This is a genomic window from Microbacterium resistens (genome assembly GCF_021172025.1).
GTDB lineage: Bacteria > Actinomycetota > Actinomycetes > Actinomycetales > Microbacteriaceae > Microbacterium > Microbacterium resistens.
Genome location: NZ_CP082781.1, coordinates 388,285 through 410,362, shown reverse-complemented (window position 1 = coordinate 410,362; position 22,078 = coordinate 388,285). Strand labels below are relative to the sequence as shown.

Annotated in this window: 16 protein-coding genes and 3 rRNA genes; 1 reads left to right on the top strand and 18 read right to left on the bottom strand. The window is 68.3% G+C overall.

The window, feature by feature from the left end:
* Positions 1 to 46: 46 nt before the first annotated feature.
* The 10 genes from xerD to K8F61_RS01865 all read right to left on the bottom strand — a co-directional run bounded on the left by xerD (position 47) and on the right by K8F61_RS01865 (position 9,789).
* Complete coding sequence (gene xerD, locus K8F61_RS01910; protein WP_231820500.1) at positions 47 to 949, bottom strand: site-specific tyrosine recombinase XerD; 903 nt, start codon at positions 947 to 949, stop codon at positions 47 to 49.
* A gap of 1 nt (position 950) precedes the next feature.
* A complete protein-coding gene (locus tag K8F61_RS01905; protein ID WP_067243674.1) occupies positions 951 to 1,568 on the bottom strand; it encodes an NUDIX domain-containing protein in 618 nt (205 codons plus the stop codon).
* A gap of 4 nt (positions 1,569 to 1,572) precedes the next feature.
* Complete coding sequence (locus tag K8F61_RS01900) at positions 1,573 to 3,276, bottom strand: CTP synthase (RefSeq protein ID WP_219086336.1); 1,704 nt, start codon at positions 3,274 to 3,276, stop codon at positions 1,573 to 1,575.
* Positions 3,277 to 3,293: 17 nt separating this feature from the next.
* Positions 3,294 to 4,214, bottom strand: a complete 921-nt coding sequence (locus tag K8F61_RS01895) for a PfkB family carbohydrate kinase (RefSeq protein ID WP_231820499.1) — start codon at positions 4,212 to 4,214, stop codon at positions 3,294 to 3,296.
* Between the two features lie 82 nt (positions 4,215 to 4,296).
* Positions 4,297 to 5,979 (bottom strand): DNA repair protein RecN, encoded by a 1,683-nt coding sequence (gene recN / locus K8F61_RS01890; protein ID WP_219086337.1) that lies wholly within the window; start codon positions 5,977 to 5,979, stop codon positions 4,297 to 4,299.
* A complete protein-coding gene (locus tag K8F61_RS01885) occupies positions 5,976 to 6,884 on the bottom strand; it encodes an NAD kinase (RefSeq protein ID WP_231820498.1) in 909 nt (302 codons plus the stop codon). Before K8F61_RS01885 ends, recN begins: the two co-directional genes overlap by 4 nt.
* Positions 6,885 to 6,984: 100 nt before the next feature.
* The gene (locus tag K8F61_RS01880; RefSeq protein ID WP_231820497.1) at positions 6,985 to 7,785 is read right to left on the bottom strand and encodes a TlyA family RNA methyltransferase; all 801 of its coding nucleotides are present in this window, start codon (positions 7,783 to 7,785) and stop codon (positions 6,985 to 6,987) included.
* Positions 7,782 to 7,970 (bottom strand): hypothetical protein, encoded by a 189-nt coding sequence (locus K8F61_RS01875; RefSeq protein WP_067243663.1) that lies wholly within the window; start codon positions 7,968 to 7,970, stop codon positions 7,782 to 7,784. Before K8F61_RS01875 ends, K8F61_RS01880 begins: the two co-directional genes overlap by 4 nt.
* A 62-nt stretch (positions 7,971 to 8,032) precedes the next feature.
* Positions 8,033 to 9,064 carry an HAD-IIA family hydrolase gene (locus tag K8F61_RS01870; RefSeq protein WP_067243661.1) on the bottom strand — a complete coding sequence of 344 codons (1,032 nt, stop codon included), beginning with the start codon at positions 9,062 to 9,064 and terminating at the stop codon, positions 8,033 to 8,035.
* Complete coding sequence (locus K8F61_RS01865) at positions 9,061 to 9,789, bottom strand: tetratricopeptide repeat protein (RefSeq protein WP_231820496.1); 729 nt, start codon at positions 9,787 to 9,789, stop codon at positions 9,061 to 9,063. The genes K8F61_RS01870 and K8F61_RS01865 overlap by 4 nt, the downstream gene beginning before the upstream one ends.
* 6 nt (positions 9,790 to 9,795) lie before the next feature.
* Between K8F61_RS01865 and K8F61_RS01860 the strand changes: the two genes are divergently transcribed.
* On the top strand, positions 9,796 to 10,635 hold the full coding sequence (locus tag K8F61_RS01860) for a hypothetical protein (protein WP_231820495.1): 840 nt from the start codon (positions 9,796 to 9,798) through the stop codon (positions 10,633 to 10,635).
* A 48-nt stretch (positions 10,636 to 10,683) separates the two neighbouring features.
* On the opposite strand, the gene rrf is transcribed toward K8F61_RS01860, so the two are convergent.
* From rrf to argJ, 8 genes are all read right to left on the bottom strand, one after another.
* A 5S ribosomal RNA gene (gene rrf / locus K8F61_RS01855) occupies positions 10,684 to 10,800 on the bottom strand.
* A gap of 108 nt (positions 10,801 to 10,908) precedes the next feature.
* Positions 10,909 to 14,011: ribosomal RNA gene (locus K8F61_RS01850) — 23S ribosomal RNA — on the bottom strand.
* A gap of 377 nt (positions 14,012 to 14,388) precedes the next feature.
* A 16S ribosomal RNA gene (locus tag K8F61_RS01845) occupies positions 14,389 to 15,913 on the bottom strand.
* Together the 16S, 23S and 5S rRNA genes form the textbook arrangement of a ribosomal RNA operon.
* Positions 15,914 to 16,423: 510 nt before the next feature.
* Positions 16,424 to 17,854, bottom strand: a complete 1,431-nt coding sequence (gene argH / locus K8F61_RS01840; protein ID WP_231820494.1) for an argininosuccinate lyase — start codon at positions 17,852 to 17,854, stop codon at positions 16,424 to 16,426.
* Positions 17,851 to 18,786 carry an ornithine carbamoyltransferase gene (gene argF / locus K8F61_RS01835; RefSeq protein ID WP_231820493.1) on the bottom strand — a complete coding sequence of 312 codons (936 nt, stop codon included), beginning with the start codon at positions 18,784 to 18,786 and terminating at the stop codon, positions 17,851 to 17,853. Before argF ends, argH begins: the two co-directional genes overlap by 4 nt.
* Positions 18,783 to 20,003 (bottom strand): acetylornithine transaminase, encoded by a 1,221-nt coding sequence (locus K8F61_RS01830; RefSeq protein WP_231820492.1) that lies wholly within the window; start codon positions 20,001 to 20,003, stop codon positions 18,783 to 18,785. The genes argF and K8F61_RS01830 overlap by 4 nt, the downstream gene beginning before the upstream one ends.
* Entirely contained in the window at positions 20,000 to 20,917 is a 918-nt protein-coding gene (argB, locus tag K8F61_RS01825) for an acetylglutamate kinase (RefSeq protein ID WP_067250085.1), read from the bottom strand. The genes K8F61_RS01830 and argB overlap by 4 nt, the downstream gene beginning before the upstream one ends.
* Complete coding sequence (argJ, locus tag K8F61_RS01820) at positions 20,914 to 22,068, bottom strand: bifunctional glutamate N-acetyltransferase/amino-acid acetyltransferase ArgJ (protein ID WP_231820491.1); 1,155 nt, start codon at positions 22,066 to 22,068, stop codon at positions 20,914 to 20,916. The genes argB and argJ overlap by 4 nt, the downstream gene beginning before the upstream one ends.
* Between the last annotated feature and the right edge of the window lie 10 nt (positions 22,069 to 22,078).

Below are 22,078 nucleotides of genomic sequence, written 5' to 3'. Positions count from 1 at the left end.
GCGGCAGGGCGGGCGTGCCCGGCCCCGGCGCGCGGCGATGCCGGACTCAGCGGGCGCGCGGGTGCGCGGTGATGTACACGTCGCGCAGGGCGTCGGCCGAGACGTGCGTGTAGATCTGCGTCGTGGCGACGGAGGCGTGCCCGAGGAGCTCCTGCACGACGCGCACGTCCGCGCCGCCCTGCAGCAGATGGGTGGCGAACGAGTGCCGCAGGGTGTGCGGCGAGACCTCGACGCCCAGCTGCGCGCGCTCGGCGGCCGCGCGGATGATCAGCCACGCGCTCTGGCGGGACAGCGGAGCCCCGCGCGCGCCGAGGAACAGGCGCGCCGAGGCCCGCCCGTGCGCCGCCAGGGCGGGACGGACGCGGGTGAGGTAGGCGTCCACGGCCCGCCGGGCGTAGGAGCCCACCGGAACGATCCGCTCTTTGGATCCCTTGCCCCGCAGGCGCAGCACCTCGCCGTGCGAGAGGTCGTCCACGTCGAGCGCGGTCGCCTCCGAGACGCGGGCGCCGGTCGCATAGAGCAGCTCGAGCAGGGCCCGGTCGCGGATCCCCAGGGGCTCGTCCGCCGACGGCGCGGCCAGGAGGCGCTCGACCTGGTCGATCGTCAGGGCCTTGGGGAGGCGGCGCCCCAGTTTCGGCGGCCGCAGCCGCGCCGCCGGGTCGTCCGTCGCGATCCCCTCCCGCGCCAGGAAGCGGTGCCAGCCGCGCACCGAGGACTGGAGACGGGCGAGGCTGCTGGCCGCGGGCGGCGGATCCGCGGCCGCACGGTCGGCGACGAACCGTCCCACCGCGGCCGGGTCGATGTCGTCCGTGTCGGAGATCCCCTGCGCGGTCAGCCACGACACGTAGCCGCCGAGGTCGCGGCGGTACGCGGCGAGGGTGTGCGCGGCGAGCCCGCGCTCGACCGTCACGTGCCGCAGGTACGCGTCCAGAGCACGGTCCACCTGCACGTCAGCGCCGTTCGTCCCCGCTCCGGACCCGACGCTCGGCCGCCAGCACGCCGACGGCGAGGATCGCGTTGCGGAACCGGCCCTCGAGCACGGCGTCGGCCGCCTCCGCCAGCGGCACCCAGGCGAGTCGGATGTCGGCCTCCTCGTCCTCGCGGGGGTGCGGATGCGGCGCCGCGGAGAGCTCCGTCGCCAAGAACAGGTGGATCACCTCGTCGCTGCCGCCGGGGGTGACGAACGTGCTCACGAGCGGCTCCCAGCCGGAGGCGACCAGGTCCGCCTCCTCGGCGAGCTCGCGACGTGCGGCGGCCAGCGGGTCCTCACCCTCCACGTCGAGCAGTCCCGCCGGAAGCTCCCAGTCGCGGTGCCGGATCGGGTGCCGGTACTGCTGGATCAGCAGGACGCGGCCCTCGTCGTCCAGCGCGACCACCGCCACGGCGCCGGTGTGGTCCGTGTACTGCCGCACGATCTCGCCGTCACCGTAGCGGACACGGTCCTCGCGGATGCTCCAGACCGCCCCGCGGTAGACCTCCTCGCTGGAGACCACCTCGGGGCGGAACGGCTCGTCGCGCAGGTCCGAGACCTCCGCCGTGCCCGACGGGTCCGTCCGGGGCTCGGTCATGGCCTCAGGCCTCGTCGTCGAACAGCTCGCTCGCGCGGTGACGCTCGATCGCGGCGCCGACGAGCCCCCGGAACAGGGGGTGCGGGGCGGTCGGGCGCGACCGCAGCTCGGGGTGCGCCTGCGTGGCGATGTAGAACGGGTGCACGTCCCGCGGCAGCTCGACGTACTCGACCAGGTCCAGCTCCGGGTTCAGGCCCGAGAACACCAGCCCGGCCTCGGCCAGCCGGTCGCGGTAGGCGTTGTTCACCTCGTACCGGTGGCGGTGGCGCTCGGAGGCCTCGTCGGCGCCGTACAGCTCCGCCGCGAGGGTGCCCTCGCCGAGCGCGGCCTTATAGAGGCCCAGACGCATGGTCCCGCCGAGGTCCCCGCCGTCGAGGATCTCGACCTGCTCGGCCATCGTCGCGATCACCGGCTCCGGGGTCTCCGGGTCGAACTCGCTCGAGGACGCGCCCTCGATGCCCGCGACGTGCCGCGCGTACTCGATCACCATGCACTGCAGACCCAGGCACAGCCCGAGCGCAGGGATGCCCTGCTCGCGGGCGAAGCGCAGCGCGCCGAGCTTGCCCTCGATGCCGCGGATGCCGAAGCCTCCGGGCACGCAGATGCCGTCCACGTCGGCCAGCGCCTTGGCCGCGCCCTCGGGTGTCTCGCAGGAGTCCGAGGGGATCCAGCGGATCTTCACCGCGACCTCGTGCGCGAAGCCGCCCGCCTTGAGCGCCTCGGTGACCGAGAGGTAGGCGTCCGGCAGATCGATGTACTTGCCGACGAGGCCGATCGTCACCTCGTGCTTCGGGTTGTGCACGGCCTGGAGGACCTTCTGCCAGCGGGACCAGTCCACGTCCGCCGCGCGCTCCATGCCCAGCGCCTCGACGATGTAGTCGTCCAGGCCCTGATCGTGCAGCATCGTCGGGATGTCGTAGATGCTCGGGACATCCACGGCGTTGACGACCGCATCCTCGTCCACGTCGCACATCAGGGCGATCTTGCGCTTGTTGGACTCGGTGACGGGCCGGTCGCTGCGCAGCACCAGGGCGTCCGGTTGGATGCCGATGGAGCGCAGGGCCGCGACGGAGTGCTGGGTCGGCTTGGTCTTCTGCTCCCCGGACGCCCCCATGAACGGCACGAGCGAGACGTGCACGAAGAAGACGTTCTTACGGCCGAGCTCGTGGCGGATCTGCCGGGCCGACTCGATGAACGGCTGCGACTCGATGTCGCCGACGGTGCCGCCGATCTCGGTGATGATGACGTCCGGCTGCGGCGTCTCGTCCGCCTGCAGGCGCATGCGCCGCTTGATCTCGTCCGTGATGTGCGGGATGACCTGCACGGTGTCGCCGAGGTACTCGCCGCGCCGCTCCTTGGCGATCACCTGGGAGTAGATCTGGCCGGTCGTGACGTTGGCGGCCTGGCTCAGCTCGATGTCCAGGAAGCGCTCGTAGTGCCCGATGTCGAGGTCGGTCTCGGCCCCGTCGTCGGTCACGAACACCTCGCCGTGCTGGAAGGGGTTCATGGTGCCGGGATCGACGTTCAGATACGGATCCAGCTTCTGCATGACCACGCGCAGTCCGCGCGCCGTGAGGAGGTTCCCCAGGCTCGCCGCGGTGAGTCCCTTGCCCAACGAAGAAACGACACCGCCCGTCACGAAGATGTGCTTCGTGGTGAAAGGAGTCCGGTTGGTGTCGTCCGCTGCCCGCGCGCCTGAAGTCTGCATCACGGACTTCGATCCTATCAGCCCGTCTCCGTGGCGTCACCGAGCGACGCTCCGAGCGCGGCGTCGAGCTCCGCCGCGTCGGGCGGGTTCGCCCCGGCGCGGGACACGGCGATGGAGGCGCTGGCCGACGCCGTCGTGAGGGCGGATTCCACCGCGGCTGCCGGAAGGGCGGAGCCGTCGACCAGCAGGCGGTCCGTGCCGTCCCGGAGGAGAGCGAACAGCAGCCCCGACATGAACGCGTCCCCCGCACCGATCGTGTCGACCACGGTCACGGGCGCGGCCCGGCGCTCGGACCAGACGCCGTCGGCGAGCGCCGCGCAGCCTTCTCCGCCCCGCGTCACCACGACGAGCCGGGCCCCTGCCTCCGCGATCCGGTCGGCGGCCTCGCGCACGGTCGCTCCCGGGAAGAGGGCGAGGGCGTCCTCGTCGCTGAGCTTCACGACGTGGCACGCACGAGCCAGCGCGAGCATGCGCTCTCTCACGTGCTCCCCCATGACGTCGGCGCGGATGTTCGGGTCGAGGCTGCGCAGGGTCGCCGCGTCGGCGCCCTGGAACGCCGCGCGCACCGCGCCCGCCTCCTGCGCCCTCAGGGCGCCGATGGATCCGGCGTGGGCGAGACGCAGCCCGTCGAGAGCGGGCACGGGGATGACGCCGTCGAGCGCGAACCGATAGCTCGCGCGCCCCTCGTCGTCGAGCGTCGCCGTGGCCGTCCACGTCGCGCCGTCGCCCGACGACTCCGGCCCCAGCACGACGCCGGCACGGTCGAGGTGGTCGCGGATCCGGTCCCCCCGCGCGTCGGCGCCCAACAGGGTGTGCAGCACCACCGGCTCGCCGAGTCGGGCCAGGCCGACCGCGACATTCATGGGCGAACCCCCGGGATGCTCCTCGCCGCCCACCACGTCGACGAGCGCCTCGCCGATCACCGCTGTCCCGCGCATCGCGGATCCTCCTCGTCTCGGTGTGCCCACGCTATCTCCCCGGCGCTCCGCGAGGAACGCCGGGGATCCGGAACAGGGACGCTCAGTCGGCGAGGGCGAGAAGCTCCCGCGCGTGCTCCAGCGCGGCGTCGGAGTCGGCCAGTCCCGACAGCAGGCGCGCCATCTCCGCCTCCCGCTCCGCGCCCTCCAGCCGTCGCACGCTCGAGGCGGTGACCTGTCCGTCGTTCGATTTCACGACCGTGAGGTGGTTGCCGGCGAACGCCGCGACCTGGGCGAGGTGGGTGACCGCGATCACCTGGGACGTGCGGGCCAGACGCGCCAGGCGGCGCCCGACCTCGATCGCCGCGGCGCCTCCGATGCCGGCGTCGACCTCGTCGAACACGAAGGTCGGGACGGGATCGGTCGCCGAGATGACGACCTCGATGGCGAGCATCACCCGCGACAGCTCGCCGCCGGACGCGCCGCGCGAGACGGAGCGGGGCTCGGCCCCCGGGTGCGGCGCGAGCAGGATGGCGACGTCGTCCCGCCCGTGGGCGCTCTCGGCCCCGGGCGAGACGGACACCTCCAGACGGGCGTCGGGCATGGCCAGGGCGTGCAGCTCCTCGGTCACCGCGGCGCCCAGTCGCTCGGCGGCGTCGGTCCGCCGCCGGGTGAGCACGGTCGCGGCCTCGTCCAGGGCCGCGCGCGCCTCGTCGCGCTCCGTCGTCAGGCGCTCGACGCGTTCGCCGTCGTCGTCCAGCTCGGCCAGGCGCGCCGATCCGGTGTTCCAGAGCTCGAGCGCCGCATCCAGTGATCCGTGCGCGCGGATCAGGGCGCCCAGCGCCGCCCGTCGCTCCTCCACCGCGGCGAGCTCGTGCGGACCCGACTCGTCGAGATCGGCGAGGTAGGCGGAGAGCTGGCCGGCGATGTCCGTCGCCCGGTACCCGAGCTCCGCGATCCCCTCGGCGAGCGCGGCGAGCTGGGGGTCCGCGGCGCGCTCCAGCGCACGGCGGGCCTCCGCCGCGAGCGAGGAGATGTCGTTCTCGCCCTCCTCGTCGGACAACGCGGCGCGGGCGAGAGAGGCCGCCAGGCGAAGCTCCTCCGCATTGGCGAGACGCTCCGCGCGCTCCGTGAGCGCCTCGTCCTCCCCCGGCTGCGGGTCCGTCGCCTCGATGAGCGCCAGCGCGGCGCGCAGGTCCTCCGCCTCGGCCTGTCGTCGTTCGCGATTGGCGGTGATCTCCTCCAACTGTGCGTCGAGCGCGCGCCACCGCTCCCATGCCTCCGCATACGCCGAGCGGGCCTCCGCGATCGCGGAGCCGCCGAACCGGTCGAGCGCGTCGCGTTGGGCGGCCGCGGAGCGCAGCCGCAGCTGCTCGGACTGGCCGTGGACGACGACCAGCTCCTCGGCGAGGTCGGCGAGCACGCCCGCCGGCGCGGCGCGACCGCCGACGCTGGCTCGGCTCCGCCCCTCCGCGGTGAGCGTTCGGGAGAGATACAGCTCACCGCGGCGATCGTCGAGCGGCTCCAGCTCTCCGCCGGCGTCGGCGACCGTCTCGGCCACGCGGCCGGTGTTCGGCACGACCCAGACCCCGGCCACGGACGCCTGGGACGCCCCCGCTCGGACGGCGCCGGAGTCGGCGCGAGCGCCGAGCAGGAGCCCGAGCCCGGTCACCACCATGGTCTTGCCCGCGCCGGTCTCACCGGTGATCGCGGTGAAGCCCGGACCGATCGGCAGCACGGCCTCGGCGATCACCCCGAGATCGCGCAGACGCATCTCCTCGATCACGACGCCGCCCCCCGCCATCCCTCGACGGGGAGCTGGAACTTCCGCACCAGCCGGTCCGTGAACGCGCTCGGGTGAAGCCGCGCCAGGCGCACCGGACGGGACGAGCGGCGGACGATCACCCGCGCCCCGGGAGGGAGCTCGTGCGAGCGACGTCCGTCGCACCAGAGGATCCCGGTGCCGTCCGTGCGCTCCAGCAGCTCGATCGCGATGGGTGCGTCGGGCGCGACGACGAGCGGGCGCGCGAACAGGGCGTGCGCCGACAGCGGCACGACGGCGATGGCCTCCACCCCGGGCCAGATCACCGGCCCTCCGGCGGAGAAGTTGTATGCGGTCGAGCCCGTGGGCGTCGATACGACCATCCCGTCGCACCCGAAGGTGGACAGCGGTCGTCCGTCGATCTCCAGGACGACCTCGATCATCCGCTCCCGGCTGGCCTTCTCGACCGTGGCCTCGTTCAGCGCCCAGGTCTCGTAGACGACGGCGCCCGCCGCGTCCTTCACCCGGACGGACAGGGCCATGCGCTCCTCGACGTCGTAGTCCCGGTCGATGATGCGGGCGACGGCGGCGTCCATGTCGTCGCGCTCGATCTCGGCGAGGAAGCCGACGTGCCCCATGTTGATGCCGAGGACAGGGGCGGATCCGGGACGGACGAGCTCGGCCGCACGCAGGATCGTCCCGTCGCCGCCGAGCACGATCGCCAGCTCGAGCTCCTGCTCGGAGGCGTCGGCGCCCAGGACGGGGACCTCGGCGAAGGCCGGGTCCACCGCGGCGAGGTCGACCCGATCGTCCGCGGACAGCACAGGACGAGCGCCGGCCGCGCGCAGCGCGGCGATGACGCGACGCGCCGCCTCGACGGTGTCGTCGCGATGAGCATGGGCGACGACGAGGATCGTGCGCTCCGTCATCGGGTCCCCCTCGCGCGGGTGTCGGCGGCCGAGGGGGCGGCGGTCCGGCGGTCGGGGACGCCGTGTCCGGCGTTCCGCGCCGTCGCGTGGCTGCGCTCGTTCATCGTCCTCCTGCGATCCGATCGATCGTGCTCAACCATTCTGTCGGATTGGTCCCGCGGCCGGGCGCGAGGTGCGCCAGGTACTCCGCGTTGCCGTGCGTGCCCAGGATCGGCGAGGGCAGGATCCCGAGCACGCCGAACCCCTGGTCCCACGCGGACCACAGGACCCGTGCCACGGCGTCCGCACGGGTCGCGGGGTCTGTGACCAGTCCGCCGCGCACGGCGGTCCGGCCGACCTCGAACTGCGGTTTGACGAGGAGGATGACGTCGGCGCCCTCGGGCGCGACCGTGGCGACGGCCGGGAGCACCAGTTCCAGGGAGATGAACGAGAGGTCGCCGACGATGAGATCGGGCGCGTCCGGCTCGCCCGTCGCAGCGGCCAGGCTCTCCGCGGTCATGTGCCGCACGTTGTATCCCTCGACGGCGGCGACGCCGGGATCCGCGGCGACCGCCGGGGCGAGCTGTCCGTGACCGACGTCCACGGCGAGGACGCGTCGGGCCCCGCGCTCGCGGAGGACCTGCGTGAAGCCCCCGGTGGATGCGCCCATGTCGAGCGCCAGGCGCCCGTCGACCGGGATGCCGAACCCGTCGAGCGCCGCGATCAGCTTGTGCGCGGCGCGTCCGACATAGTGGTCGGCCTCCGCGACGGCGAGGTCGGCGTCGTCCTCGATCCGGGTCGATGCCTTCACGACCGGCTTCCCGTCGACCCGCACCAGGCCGTCGGCGATGAGCGTCGCCGCGTGGCTGCGCGACCGAGCGAGCCCTCGCGCGGCGAGGGCGGCGTCCAGCCGCATGGTCATCCGGGCTCGGACGCGTCCCGCGCACGGGAGCCCTGGTCGTCGCGAGGAGCGCTCTCCAGGCGCCGGGAGAGCTCGTCGTGCAGGGCCGAATACGCCTCGGCGCGACTCTGCAGCGGCTGTCCCTCGATCAGCCGCAGTCTGCTCCACAGCCCGTCGGCGGGCTCCGCGCTGCTCTCGTCGCTCACGGATCCAGCCTAGACGCGGCGCCCCGGACGACGGCAGAGCGACGCCGGAGGAACGGGAATCGCTACGGCCGGTGGAACGGGTCCGCGTACAGGCGCTCCGGCACCCGAAAACCGAAGATCTGACGACCCGTCGCCCAGATCGCAGCCGCCCCGGCGCGCAGCAGGTCGATGGGGCGGTCCCCCTCCCGGAGGATGGTGATATCGGGACCGTCGATGCGGACCGCCGCGTCGCGGACGGAGGTCACGTCGCCCTTGACGACGGTCTCCGGGTACGGCTCGTGAAGCTCTCGCAGATCACTCAGCAGGTAGGTCGGGCGGGATCCCTCGGACGCGGCGAGGACATGCTTGGGCCGGTCGATCCCGGTGAGGACCAGAGCCGACGGGATCCCCGCCCGGTTCGCGCCGAGGATGTCGGTGTCCATCCGGTCGCCCAGGAACAGGGGGCTCGTCGCGCCGAACCGCGCGACGGCCTCCTCGAAGATCGGCGTCTCGGGCTTGCCTGCGACGGTCGCGAGGCGGCCGACCGCGGTGTGCACGGCGGACACGAGCGTGCCGTTGCCCGGAGCGATGCCCCGCGCCTGCGGGATGGTCCAGTCCGTGTTCGTCGCGATCCAGGGGATGCCGCCCTCCTCCTCGGGGAGCGAGAGCGCGAACGCGGCCTCGGCGAGATCCGTCCAGCCCACCTCGGGCGCGAAGCCCTGGACCACCGCGCGCGGTGCGTCCTCGGCGCTGCGCGTGACCCGGTAGCCGGCCTTCTCCGCCTCGACGACGAGGCCTTCCCCGCCGACCACGAGGATCGTCTCCCCCGCCGGGACCATCGTCGAGAGCAGACGCATCGCCGCCTGGGGACTCGTCACGACCTCGTCGGCGGACACGCGCAGCCCGAGGGACGTGAGGTGCGCGGCGACCGAGGCGTCCGTCCGCGAGGCGTTGTTCGTGATGTACCCCATCCGGCGCGTGCGCTCCACCTCGCGGAGGCTCTCCACCGCGTGCGGGATCGCCCCGGGTCCTGCGTAGACGACCCCGTCCAGGTCGGCGAGGACCACATCCACGTCCGTCAGCGGCGATCGCCGGGACCGGCCGAACAGGCTCACAGCGAGGACTCGCCGGGCTCGGCGGACTCAGCCGGCTTCGTGGGCACGGAAGGCTCTGCCGGCTCTGCCGGCTCGGAAGGCTCTGCCGGCTCGGAAGGCTCTGCCGGCTCGGAAGGCTCTGCCGGCTCGGAAGGAGACGCGTCCTCCGCGCCATCGACGTCGTCGGCGTCCTCGACGAGGGCGTCCTCGATGAGCAGCTCGTCGTCGGTGCCGTGGCCGAGCGCCTCGGCGGCGACGTCGGCGCGCTGCTGCCAGAAGGCCGCCTCCTCGTGGCGCCCGAGGTCTTCGAGGACCGCAGCCCGGGCGCTGAAGAGCGCAGGGCTCCACTCGAAGGCCCGGTCGGGGTCGAGCTCGGGGATCTCGAGCTCGCCGAGAGCGAGTTCCGTCTCACCGCGGTCCAGGCGCGCGCCCGACATCGCGATCGCCAGAGCGACACGCGCCGGTGTCGGCAGCGCAGCGCGATCCACTGACCGCCCCTCCTCCAGGGCACGGTCCGGACGCCCCATCCCGCGCTCGCTGTCGACGATCAGCGCGATCTGATCGTCGCGACCGGAGATGCGGCGGTAGGTGCGCAGCTCCCGCAGCGCCAGCGCGAAATCGCCCACGGCGTAGGCGGTGATCGCGACGGACTCCCGGACGACGGCGACGCGGCCCGCGCGACGCGACGCCGCCAGGGCGTGCTCGTGTGCGCGGGCGGGATCCTCGTCGATCAGCATCGCCGACATCGCCAGATGCCGGGCGACGGCGTCCGCATTCTCCTTGCTCAGGGTCTTGAGCTCGTTGCGCGCAGACGGGTGCAGATCCTTCGCGGTGACCTCGTCGGGAAGCTCCGGGTCCCGCGGCCGATCGGCAGCGCGCAGGTCCCGCCGAGGCCGCTCGGAACGATACGGCGTGCGGCCGCCGTCCCGACGGGGGTGCCCGCCGTCGCGCTGTCCGCCGTCACGACGCGAGAAGCCGCCGTCCCGACGGTCGCCCTCACGACGAGGAGCACCGTCACGACGCTGATACCCGCCCTCACGACGATCGCCCTCACGACGAGGAGCACCGTCACGACGCTGATACCCGCCCTCACGACGATCGCCCTCACGACGAGGAGCACCCTCGCGACGCTGATACCCGCCCTCACGACGATCGCCCTCACGACGAGGAGCACCCTCGCGACGCTGATACCCGCCCTCACGACGATCACCCTCACGACGAGGAGCACCCTCGCGACGCTGATACCCGCCCTCACGACGATCACCCTCACGACGAGGAGCACCGTCACGACGCTGATACCCGCCCTCACGACGAGGAGCACCGTCACGACGCTGATACCCGCCCTCACGACGATCACCCTCACGACGAGGCGCATTCGCCCGGGAGGAGGAATCGGAGCGCGTACCGCGTTCGTTCCCCGCCGGGCGCGGTCGCTCGGCGGGTCGGTCACCGTTATCCCGAGGAGCGCGGAACCCGCGTCGGGACTCACCGTCGACGAAGCGGCGGTTGGGCCGCTGCGATGCGTCTCGGGACGCCGAACGGCGGTCTTCTTCTTCCGGCATGGCGCGATCCTCTCACGGTGGTCCTGTTAACGCGAAAGAGGCCACCCTGCGTTGGGTGGCCTCTTTCGTCTAAAAGGAGTCCGGCGGTGTCCTACTCTCCCACAGGGTCCCCCCTGCAGTACCATCGGCGCTGTGAGGCTTAGCTTCCGGGTTCGGAATGTAACCGGGCGTTTCCCTCACGCTATGGCCGCCGAAACACTATTGATGTTTCAATCAAAACCAAGAACATGACGAGTCATGTTCTTGGGGTTCTCGACCGTACATCGAGAACCACTCAGTGGACGCGAACACCTAGAACGGTGTGTTATCAAGTCATCGGCTTATTAGTACCAGTCAGCTACACACGTTGCCGTGCTTCCACATCTGGCCTATCAACCCAGTAGTCTAGCTGGGAGCCTCTCACCCGAAGGTATGGAAGTCTCATCTTGAGGCCGGCTTCCCGCTTAGATGCTTTCAGCGGTTATCCATCCCGAACGTAGCTAACCAGCGGTGCTCCTGGCGGAACAACTGGCACACCAGAGGTTCGTCCAACCCGGTCCTCTCGTACTAGGGTCAGATCCTCTCAAACTTCCTACGCGCGCAGCGGATAGGGACCGAACTGTCTCACGACGTTCTAAACCCAGCTCGCGTACCGCTTTAATGGGCGAACAGCCCAACCCTTGGGACCTACTCCAGCCCCAGGATGCGACGAGCCGACATCGAGGTGCCAAACCATGCCGTCGATATGGACTCTTGGGCAAGATCAGCCTGTTATCCCCGAGGTACCTTTTATCCGTTGAGCGACAGCGCTTCCACAAGCCACTGCCGGATCACTAGTCCCGACTTTCGTCCCTGCTCGACCTGTCAGTCTCACAGTCAAGCTCCCTTGTGCACTTACACTCGCCACCTGATTGCCAACCAGGTTGAGGGAACCTTTGGGCGCCTCCGTTACTCTTTGGGAGGCAACCGCCCCAGTTAAACTACCCACCAGGCACTGTCCCTGAACCGGATCACGGTTCGAAGTTAGATATCCAGAGTGACCAGAGTGGTATTTCAACAATGACTCCACGAACACTGGCGTGTCCGCTTCACAGTCTCCCACCTATCCTACACAAGCCACACCGAACACCAATACCAAGCTGTAGTAAAGGTCACGGGGTCTTTCCGTCCTGCTGCGCGTAACGAGCATCTTTACTCGTAATGCAATTTCGCCGAGTTCGCGGTTGAGACAGTTGGGAAGTCGTTACGCCATTCGTGCAGGTCGGAACTTACCCGACAAGGAATTTCGCTACCTTAGGATGGTTATAGTTACCACCGCCGTTTACTGGGGCTTAAATTCTGAGCTTCGCCGAAGCTAACCCGTCCTCTTAACCTTCCAGCACCGGGCAGGCGTCAGTCCGTATACATCGTCTTGCGACTTCGCACGGACCTGTGTTTTTAGTAAACAGTCGCTACCCACTAGTCTCTGCGGCCACCACACCCTTTCCCGCGCAAGGCGGTATAAGTGGATGGCCCCCCTTCTCCCGAAGTTACGGGGGCATTTTGCCGAGTTCCTTAACCACGATTCTCTCGATCTCCTTGGTATTCTCTACCTGACCACCTGAGTCGGTTTGGGGTACGGGCAGCTAGAACCTCGCGTCGATGCTTTTCTCGGCAGCATAGGATCACCCACTTTTCATCCGCATCGTGTCTCAGCCTCAATGAGTCACGGATTTGCCTATGACTCGGCCTACGCACTTGCACCAGGACAACCATCGCCTGGCTTGGGCTACCTTCCTGCGTCACACCTGTTAATACGCTAGCCGCCCCAGCATAGGGTCGTGTGCTCCACCAGCCGGTGCCACCCGAAGGTGACGATGACTGGCTTCGGACACTTAGCATTACTGGATTAGCTTGGGCGGTTCTTCGCCGGTACGGGAATATCAACCCGTTGTCCATCGACTACGCCTGTCGGCCTCGCCTTAGGTCCCGACTTACCCAGGGAAGATTAGCTTGACCCTGGAACCCTTGGTCTTCCGGAGGACGTGTTTCTCACACGTCTTTCGCTACTCATGCCTGCATTCTCACTCGTGTAGCCTCCACGGCTGGGTCACCCCGCCGCTTCACCGGCCACACGACGCTCTCCTACCCATCAACACGGCTGGACCACGAAGGCCTACCTATAAATGTCAATGCCACAACTTCGGTGGCGTGCTTGAGCCCCGTTACATTGTCGGCGCGGAATCACTTGACCAGTGAGCTATTACGCACTCTTTCAAGGGTGGCTGCTTCTAAGCCAACCTCCTGGTTGTCTAAGCAACTCCACATCCTTTCCCACTTAGCACGCGCTTAGGGACCTTAGATGGTGGTCTGGGTTGTTTCCCTCTCGACTATGAAGCTTATCCCCCACAGTCTCACTGCTGCGCTCTCACTTACCGGCATTCGGAGTTTGGCTGACGTCAGTAACCTTGTAGGGCCCATCGGCCATCCAGTAGCTCTACCTCCGGCAAGAAACACGCAACGCTGCACCTAAATGCATTTCGGAGAGAACCAGCTATCACGAAGTTTGATTGGCCTTTCACCCCTATCCACAGCTCATCCCCTCAGTTTTCAACCTAAGTGGGTTCGGCCCTCCACGACGTCTTACCGTCGCTTCAGCCTGGCCATGGATAGATCACTTCGCTTCGGGTCTAGGACACGCGACTGAATCGCCCTATTCAGACTCGCTTTCGCTACGGCTACCCCACACGGGTTAACCTCGCCACGTATCACTAACTCGCAGGCTCATTCTTCAAAAGGCACGCTGTCACCCCTACTAAGGAGGCTCCAACGGTTTGTAAGCAAACGGTTTCAGGTACTATTTCACTCCCCTCCCGGGGTACTTTTCACCTTTCCCTCACGGTACTTGTCCGCTATCGGTCATCTGGGAGTATTTAGGCTTATCAGGTGGTCCTGACAGATTCACACGGGATTTCACGGGCCCCGTGCTACTTGGGATACTCTCCACGCCATGCAAGGCATTTCGGCTACGGGGTTGGCACCCTCTATGACCGGCCTTTCAAGACCGTTCGCCTATACCTCCACGTCACGTCGGACCTTCGGCAGAAGATCCAGGAAAGTCCCACAACCCCGGGCATGCAACGCCTGCCGGCTATCACACACACCCGGTTTAGCCTCATCCGGTTTCGCTCGCCACTACTCACGGAATCACTGTTGTTTTCTCTTCCTGTGGGTACTGAGATGTTTCACTTCCCCACGTTCCCTCTACCCGCCCTATATATTCAGGCGGGAGTCACTAGGTCGGCACGCCGCCCAGCGGGGTTTCCCCATTCGGACATCCTCGGATCAAAACTCGCTTATCAGTTCCCCGAGGCTTATCGCAGATTGCTACGTCCTTCTTCGGCTCCAGATGCCAAGGCATCCACCGTTTGCTCTTAAAGACTTGAAATCACATGAGCCGACCCCGACAGGAAAATCGGGGCCGTATCTATCGTTTCGAACTCAAACCCGAAGGCCTGAGCCCTTTAAGATGCTCGCGTCCACTGTGTAGTTCTCAAAGTACGGGCGGTACCCCTCCCCATCCACCAACCGGCAGACAACGAGAGGCCCAGAGGAACGGACTCACATCCGGTCCCTCAGGACCCAACAGCGTGCAGACGCCCCGCTCACCAACCCCCACCTTCCAACCAGACCCAAAGACCTGGCGTACTAACGAGAATCGGCCGCGCCGACGTCATGTCAAATGTTCCACCCATGAGCTCCCAGCGAGCCACATTCGGGCCCGATCTGGGTTCTGGACACCCGAAGGTGTCAGATGCTCCTTAGAAAGGAGGTGATCCAGCCGCACCTTCCGGTACGGCTACCTTGTTACGACTTAGTCCTAATTACCGATCCCACCTTCGACGGCTCCCTCCACAAGGGTTAGGCCACCGGCTTCAGGTGTTACCGACTTTCATGACTTGACGGGCGGTGTGTACAAGACCCGGGAACGTATTCACCGCAGCGTTGCTGATCTGCGATTACTAGCGACTCCGACTTCATGAGGTCGAGTTGCAGACCTCAATCCGAACTGGGACCGGCTTTTTGGGATTCGCTCCACCTCACGGTATTGCAGCCCTTTGTACCGGCCATTGTAGCATGCGTGAAGCCCAAGACATAAGGGGCATGATGATTTGACGTCATCCCCACCTTCCTCCGAGTTGACCCCGGCAGTATCCCATGAGTTCCCACCATAACGTGCTGGCAACATAGAACGAGGGTTGCGCTCGTTGCGGGACTTAACCCAACATCTCACGACACGAGCTGACGACAACCATGCACCACCTGTTCACGAGTGTCCAAAGAGTTGACCATTTCTGGCCCGTTCTCGTGTATGTCAAGCCTTGGTAAGGTTCTTCGCGTTGCATCGAATTAATCCGCATGCTCCGCCGCTTGTGCGGGTCCCCGTCAATTCCTTTGAGTTTTAGCCTTGCGGCCGTACTCCCCAGGCGGGGAACTTAATGCGTTAGCTGCGTCACGGAATCCGTGGAAAGGACCCCACAACTAGTTCCCAACGTTTACGGGGTGGACTACCAGGGTATCTAAGCCTGTTTGCTCCCCACCCTTTCGCTCCTCAGCGTCAGTTACGGCCCAGAGATCTGCCTTCGCCATCGGTGTTCCTCCTGATATCTGCGCATTCCACCGCTACACCAGGAATTCCAATCTCCCCTACCGCACTCTAGTCTGCCCGTACCCACTGCAGGCCCGAGGTTGAGCCTCGGGATTTCACAGCAGACGCGACAAACCGCCTACGAGCTCTTTACGCCCAATAATTCCGGATAACGCTTGCGCCCTACGTATTACCGCGGCTGCTGGCACGTAGTTAGCCGGCGCTTTTTCTGCAGGTACCGTCACTTTCGCTTCTTCCCTGCTAAAAGAGGTTTACAACCCGAAGGCCGTCATCCCTCACGCGGCGTTGCTGCATCAGGCTTCCGCCCATTGTGCAATATTCCCCACTGCTGCCTCCCGTAGGAGTCTGGGCCGTGTCTCAGTCCCAGTGTGGCCGGTCACCCTCTCAGGCCGGCTACCCGTCGACGCCTTGGTGAGCCATTACCTCACCAACAAGCTGATAGGCCGCGAGCCCATCCCAGACCGAAAAATCTTTCCAAACGTTGACCATGCGGCCACGTCTCGTATCCAGTATTAGACGCCGTTTCCAGCGCTTATCCCAGAGTCCAGGGCAGGTTGCTCACGTGTTACTCACCCGTTCGCCACTAATCCACCAGAGCAAGCCCCGGCTTCATCGTTCGACTTGCATGTGTTAAGCACGCCGCCAGCGTTCATCCTGAGCCAGGATCAAACTCTCCGTAAAGAAAAAATGCATACCCCACCGGGAAAACGGTGACGCAGCGAGTTTGAAACTGACCAAAAAGACAAAATCAACTGACTTCATCCACAGCCAACCCCAAAGGGCTGACCAATTTTGATCCAAAGGAATCTCCCCCAGCCGAAGCCGAGGCGAGGTTATTTGGCATTTGACAAGTGCACGCTGTTGAGTTCTCAAGGATCGGATGCTCCCACAGCTCAGCCTCGCGGCATCACAGATGGGGCAACGTCTCACTCCCCCTCGCTGCGCCCTGCGGCGAACCTGAGGTGGGAGTTACCGATCTTAGCCGAAGACCCTCCGCAAGGGAAGTTCATCGTCGAGATCGGGTTCGTTCGCCGCTTGGGGAGTCAGACCTTCCGGCCTTCCGCTCTACCGCTTGGGGCGAACAGGTAATAACTTACGCGGATCCCGGACACCCGGCAAATCCGCACCGCAACCCGGGCGTGTCGCGAGCCCGAGAGGGACCGGGATCCGCGGAACGACGCGGATCCCGGGTCACAGCCCGAGGGCGTGGGCGGCCGACTGGGCGCGCGCGACCAGCTCGGCCCGCTGCTCCTCGACGCGCGCGGGGGCCGTGCCGCCCGCGCCGTCGCGGCTCGCGACCGAGCCCTCGATCGTGAGCACGTCGCGCACGGCCGGGGTCAGGTGGACCGACACGTCGGCGAGCAGGTCGTCCGAGGCCTCGTCCAGTTCGATCCCCCGCTCCTCGCACGCGCGGACGAGGGCACCCGAGATCTCGTGGGCCTCGCGGAACGGGACCCGGTTCTTCACCAGCCACTCGGCGACGTCCGTGGCCAGAGAGAATCCCTGCGGAGCGAGGGCCGCCATGCGGTCCGTGTGGAAGCGGAGGGTCGCGATCATCCCGGTGAAGGCGGGGAGCACCACCTCGAGGGTGCGCACGGAGTCGAACACCGGCTCCTTGTCCTCCTGGAGGTCCCGGTTGTACGCGAGCGGAAGACCCTTGAGGGTCGCCAGGAGACCGGAGAGGTTCCCGATCAGCCGGCCGGCCTTGCCGCGTGCGAGCTCGGCGATGTCGGGGTTCTTCTTCTGCGGCATGATGCTGGAGCCGGTCGAGTAGCCGTCATCCAGCGTGACGAACCCGAACTCGCGGGTGTTCCAGAGGATGATCTCCTCGCTGAGACGGGACAGATCGATGCCGATCATCGCGGTGATGAACGCGAACTCCGCCACGACATCGCGCGCGGCGGTGCCGTCCAGGGAGTTCTCCGCCGGACGATCCAGCCCGAGCTCCCGCGCGACGAGCGCGGGGTCGAGGCCGAGCGTCGATCCCGCCAGCGCTCCCCCGCCGTAGGGCGAGACCCCGGCCCGCGCCCGCCAGTCGACGAGGCGTTCGAGATCGCGCACGAGCGGCCATGCGTGCGCCTGAAGGTGGTGCGCGAGCAGCACCGGCTGAGCGTGCTGGAGGTGCGTGCGCCCGGGCAGGATCGCCGTCGGGTGCGCCTCCGCCTGCGCGACGAGCGCGTCCACGAGACGCAGCAGGTCCCGCGCGATGACCCGCGCATGGTCGATCAGGTACATGCGCACGAGCGTCGCGATCTGATCGTTGCGGCTGCGGCCCGCCCGGAGGCGTCCGCCGAGCTCGGGTCCGACCTCGTCGATCAGGGCGGACTCCAGGGCGCCGTGCACGTCCTCGTCGGCGGGATCCGGGAGCAGCGTGCCGTCGGCGATGCGCGCGGCCAGCGCGTCGAGGCCGGCGTGCATGCGCTCGGCCTCGTCCGCCTCCAGGTACCCGGCAGCCGCCAGCGCCGTCGCATGGGCGTGGGAGCCGGCGATGTCGTACGGGGCGAGGATCCAGTCGAAATGGGTGGACCGGCTGAGATCGGCCAGCTCGGGGCTCGGTCCGCCCGCGAAGCGTCCGCCCCAGAGCGATCCCTCGTTGGTGCCCCCCGGTGCCTGCGCGCTCATGCGGACTCCTCCTGCTTGCTCAGCAGCCAGACCAGCAGCGCCTTCTGCGCATGCAGCCGGTTCTCCGCCTCGTCCCAGACCACGCTCTGCGGGCCGTCGATCACCTCGGAGTCGACCTCGTATCCCCGGTCCGCGGGGAGGCAGTGGATGAAGATGGCCTCGGGGTCGGCCGCGGCCATGATGCCGGTGGTGACCTTGTAGCCGCCCAGATCCCGCAGCCGCGCGATCTTCTCCTCCTCCTTGCCCATGGAGACCCAGGTGTCCGTGACGATCACGTCCGCGCCGGCCGCCGCCTCGGTCGGATCCGTCACCAGGGTGACCGATCCGCCGGTCTCGGCCGCCCGCCGCTGCGCGGCCTCGACGACGTCCGCGCGCGGCGAGTAGGCGGCGGGCGACGCGACGCGCACGTGCATGCCCGCCGTCACCCCGGCCAGCACGTACGAGTGCGCCATGTTGCTGCGGCCGTCTCCGAAGAACGACAGGGTGAGCCCGGCGAGCTCCCCCTTGTGCTCGCGGATCGTGAGCAGGTCGGCGAGGAGCTGGCACGGGTGGAAGTCGTCGGACAGGGCATTGACCACGGGGACGCGCGTGCCTGCGGCCATCTCCTCCAGCCCCGACTGCGCGTAGGTGCGCCAGACGATCGCCGCCACCTGCCGTTCCAGCACCCGGGCCGTGTCGGACGGGGTCTCCTTCCCGCCGAGCTGGCTGTTCGCGGTGGAGATGATCAGCGGCGAGCCGCCGAGGTCCGCGATCCCGACCGCGAAGGAGACCCGGGTGCGGGTGGATGACTTGTCGAAGATGACCGCGACGGTCTTCGGCCCCGCCAGCGCCTTGTTCGCCCAGCGGTCCTTCTTCAGCTCCAGGGCCAGATCCAGGATCTCGGCCTGCTCGGCGGCGGTCAGGTCGTCGTCGCGAAGGAGGTGACGGGTCATGCGAGGGTCTCCGTGGGGGTCGGGATGGATGCGGCCACCGCGGACACCGCGGCGCCGAACAGGTCGAGGAACTCCGCCACCTCGGCGTCGCCGATCGTGTAGGCCGGAGCGATGCGGATCACGTCGTCGGCGGGGGCGTTGACGATGAGGCCGCGCTCGTGCGCCGCCTCCCGCACCTGCGCGGCGACGGGAGCGGCGAGCGTGATCCCGATGAGCAGGCCCGCACCGCGGGTCCCGGTCACGAGCGGGAGGCCGTCGACCCCGGCGCGCAGTTCCGCGCCCCGTGCGACGACGTTGGCGAGCAGTCCCTCGTCCTCGATGTGCGCGAGGATCGCGTTGGCCGTCGCGCTCGCGAGCGGGTTCCCGCCGAAGGTCGAGTTGTGCGTGCCCGGGTAGAAGAGCTCGCTCGCGTCGCCGAACGTGATGAGCGCGCCCATCGGGAAGCCCGCCGCGATGCTCTTGGCCACCGTCACGGCGTCAGGCACGATGCCTTCGCGCTGGAACGCGAACCACTCGCCCGTGCGCCCCGCGCCCGTCTGCACCTCGTCGAGGATCAGCAGGGCGTCGTGCGCGCTCGTGAGCTCGCGCGCCCGCCGGAGGAACCCGTCGGGGAGCTCGACGACGCCGGCCTCGCCCTGGATCGGCTCGACGACCATGGCCGCGACCCCGCCGTCCGCGACCGCGGCGGCGAACGCCTCCTCGAGGCTCTCGATCGAGCGCTGCACCGTGCGGACGCCGGGGAGCACCGGCTCGAAAGGCTCCCGGTACGCGGCCTTCGGCGTCAACGAGAGCGCGCCCATGGTCCGGCCGTGGAACGCCCCCTCCACGACCAGGACGGTGGAGCGACCCGTGTCGCGCCCGTGCAGCCGGGAGAGCTTGATCGCCATCTCGTTCGCCTCGCCGCCGGAGTTGGCGAGGAAGACCCGACCGCGCTCCCCCGTCCCCGCCAGGCGCTTGAGACGAGCCGCCAGCTCCAGCTGGCCCGGGCTCGCGAAGTAGTTCGAGACGTGCGCCAGCGTCGCGGCCTGGCGGGACACGGCCTCCACGAAGACCGGGTGCGCGTGACCGAGGCAGTTCACCGCGATGCCGCCGAGGAAGTCGAGGTAGCGGCGCCCGTCCGCGTCCCACACCGAGGAGCCCTCGCCGCGCACGAGCAGCGCGAGCCGCCCGCCGAGGTTCATCAGGTCCCGCCCCGCATCGTCCTGCCAGACGCTCATCCGGCCACCGCCTCTCCGTCCATGACGACTTCCGTGCCGATCCCCTTGCTGGTGAACAGCTCCACGAGCACCGAATGGGGCACGCGCCCGTCGATGATCGCCGCGGCGCGAACGCCGCCCTCCACCGCGTCCAGGCACGCGCGCATCTTCGGGATCATGCCCGACTCCAGCGTCGGGAGCATCGCGGTGAGCTCGGTGGAGGTGATGTGCGACACGAGCGAGTCCCGGTTGGGCCAGTCCGCGTACAGTCCGGCGACGTCGGTGAGGATCACGAGCTTGACCGCCCCGAGCGCCGTCGCCAGCGCGGCCGCCGCGGCGTCGGCGTTCACGTTCAGCGACTGGCCGGGGTGATCCAGGTCTGGCGCGATGCTCGACACCACCGGGATCCGCCCCGCTGCGAGATGATCCAGCACGGGCGTCGGGTCCACCTGCACGACGTCGCCGACCCGGCCGAGATCCACTTCCTCGCCGTCGACCAGCACGCCGCGGCGGCGGCCGCCGAACAGTCCGGCGTCCTCTCCGCTGAGTCCCGTGGCGATGGGACCGTGGCTGTTGATCTTCGCCACCAGCTGCGGGTTGATATGCCCGGTCAGCACCATCCGCACGACGCTGATCGCCTCTGTCGAGGTCACCCGGTACCCGCCCTTGAACTCGCTCGGGATCGCCAGGCGGTCGAGCATGTTCGAGATCTGCGGTCCGCCGCCGTGCACCACGACCGGCTGCACCCCGACGTAGCGGAGGTAGGCGATGTCCTGCGCGAACGCGTCCTGGAGCTCGTCGCTGATCATGGCGTTCCCGCCGTACTTGACCACGACGATCTGGTCTCGGAACCGCTTCAGCCACGGCAGCGAGTCGATGAGGGTCTGCGCCTTCGCGGCGGCTTCCTCGGGGGCGGTGTCCTGCAGGTCTGTCATGAGGAGTAGGCGCTGTTCTCGTGGACGTAGTCGTGGGTGAGGTCGTTGGTGCGGATCGTCGCCGTCGCGTCGCCCGCTCTCAGGTCGATCCGCACGTCGGTCTCCTTCGGCGTGAGGTCGACCTCCTCGCGCGGCCGGTCCGGCCCGCCCGCGGTGCACACCCGCACGCCGTTCATCCAGACGTCCACGTCGTAGGGGTCGAACGCCGCGGACGTCGTGCCGATCGCGGCCAGCACACGGCCCCAGTTCGGGTCGTTGCCGAAGATCGCCGCCTTGAACAGGTTGTTGCGGGCGACCGCCCGGCCGACCTCCACGGCGTCCTCCTCGGTGGCGGCGTGCACGACCTCGATCGTGATGCTGTGGCTCGCGCCCTCGGCGTCGGCTTGGAGCTGCACCGCGAGATCGGCGCAGACCTGGACGAGTCCGGCGCGGAAGGCGTCGCCGTCGGGAGTGGTCCCGGAGGCCCCGCTGACGAGCAGCGACACCTGGTCGTTCGTCGACATGCAGCCGTCCGAGTCGAGCCGGTCGAAGCTCACCCGGGTGGCCGCGCGCAGGTGCGCGTCGGCCTCCTCCGACGTCAGCACGGCGTCCGTCGTGAGCACGACGAGCATGGTCGCCAGGCCCGGCGCGAGCATGCCCGCGCCCTTCGCCATCCCGCCGATCGTCCAGCCGTCCCCGTGGAACACACTCGTCTTCGGCACTGTGTCCGTGGTCATGATGGCCAGTTCGGCCCCGCCGCCGTCCGGGCTCAGCGCCGCGATCGCGGCCTCCGTGCCGGCGAGGACGCGCGCGCGGAAGGTCTCGTCGCCGGTGCCGATCAGCCCGGTGGAGCACACGAGCACGTCTCCCGCGCTCACACCGAGGAGCTCGGCGGCCCGCTCGGCGGTCTGGTGCGTGGTCTGGAAGCCGAACGATCCCGTGAAGCAGTTGGCCCCGCCGGAGTTCAGCACGATCGCCTCGACGGTGCCGTCCTTGATCGCCTCCTGGGACCACAGGATCGGGTTGGCCTTCGCACGGTTCGACGTGAAGACCGCGGCCCCCGCCTTGAGCGGCCCGCGATTGACGACCACCGCCACGTCCGGCTTGCCCGTCGACTTCAGGCCCGCGGCGACGCCCGCCGCCTCGAACCCCTGGGGGGCGGTCACGCTCACAGCGTCTCCT

Coding starts and splice junctions, on each gene's coding strand:
- argF (WP_231820493.1), bottom strand. CDS start 18,786: ATGACCCGTCACCTCCTTCGCGACGACGACCTGACCGCCGCCGAGCAG.
- K8F61_RS01865 (WP_231820496.1), bottom strand. CDS start 9,789: ATGTCGGCGATGCTGATCGACGAGGATCCCGCCCGCGCACACGAGCAC.
- K8F61_RS01885 (WP_231820498.1), bottom strand. CDS start 6,884: ATGACGGAGCGCACGATCCTCGTCGTCGCCCATGCTCATCGCGACGAC.
- argB (WP_067250085.1), bottom strand. CDS start 20,917: ATGACAGACCTGCAGGACACCGCCCCCGAGGAAGCCGCCGCGAAGGCG.
- K8F61_RS01830 (WP_231820492.1), bottom strand. CDS start 20,003: ATGAGCGTCTGGCAGGACGATGCGGGGCGGGACCTGATGAACCTCGGC.
- K8F61_RS01900 (WP_219086336.1), bottom strand. CDS start 3,276: ATGCAGACTTCAGGCGCGCGGGCAGCGGACGACACCAACCGGACTCCT.
- K8F61_RS01895 (WP_231820499.1), bottom strand. CDS start 4,214: ATGCGCGGGACAGCGGTGATCGGCGAGGCGCTCGTCGACGTGGTGGGC.
- K8F61_RS01905 (WP_067243674.1), bottom strand. CDS start 1,568: ATGACCGAGCCCCGGACGGACCCGTCGGGCACGGCGGAGGTCTCGGAC.
- K8F61_RS01860 (WP_231820495.1), top strand. CDS start 9,796: ATGCCGGGCGACGGCGTCCGCATTCTCCTTGCTCAGGGTCTTGAGCTC.
- K8F61_RS01880 (WP_231820497.1), bottom strand. CDS start 7,785: ATGACCATGCGGCTGGACGCCGCCCTCGCCGCGCGAGGGCTCGCTCGG.
- argH (WP_231820494.1), bottom strand. CDS start 17,854: ATGAGCGCGCAGGCACCGGGGGGCACCAACGAGGGATCGCTCTGGGGC.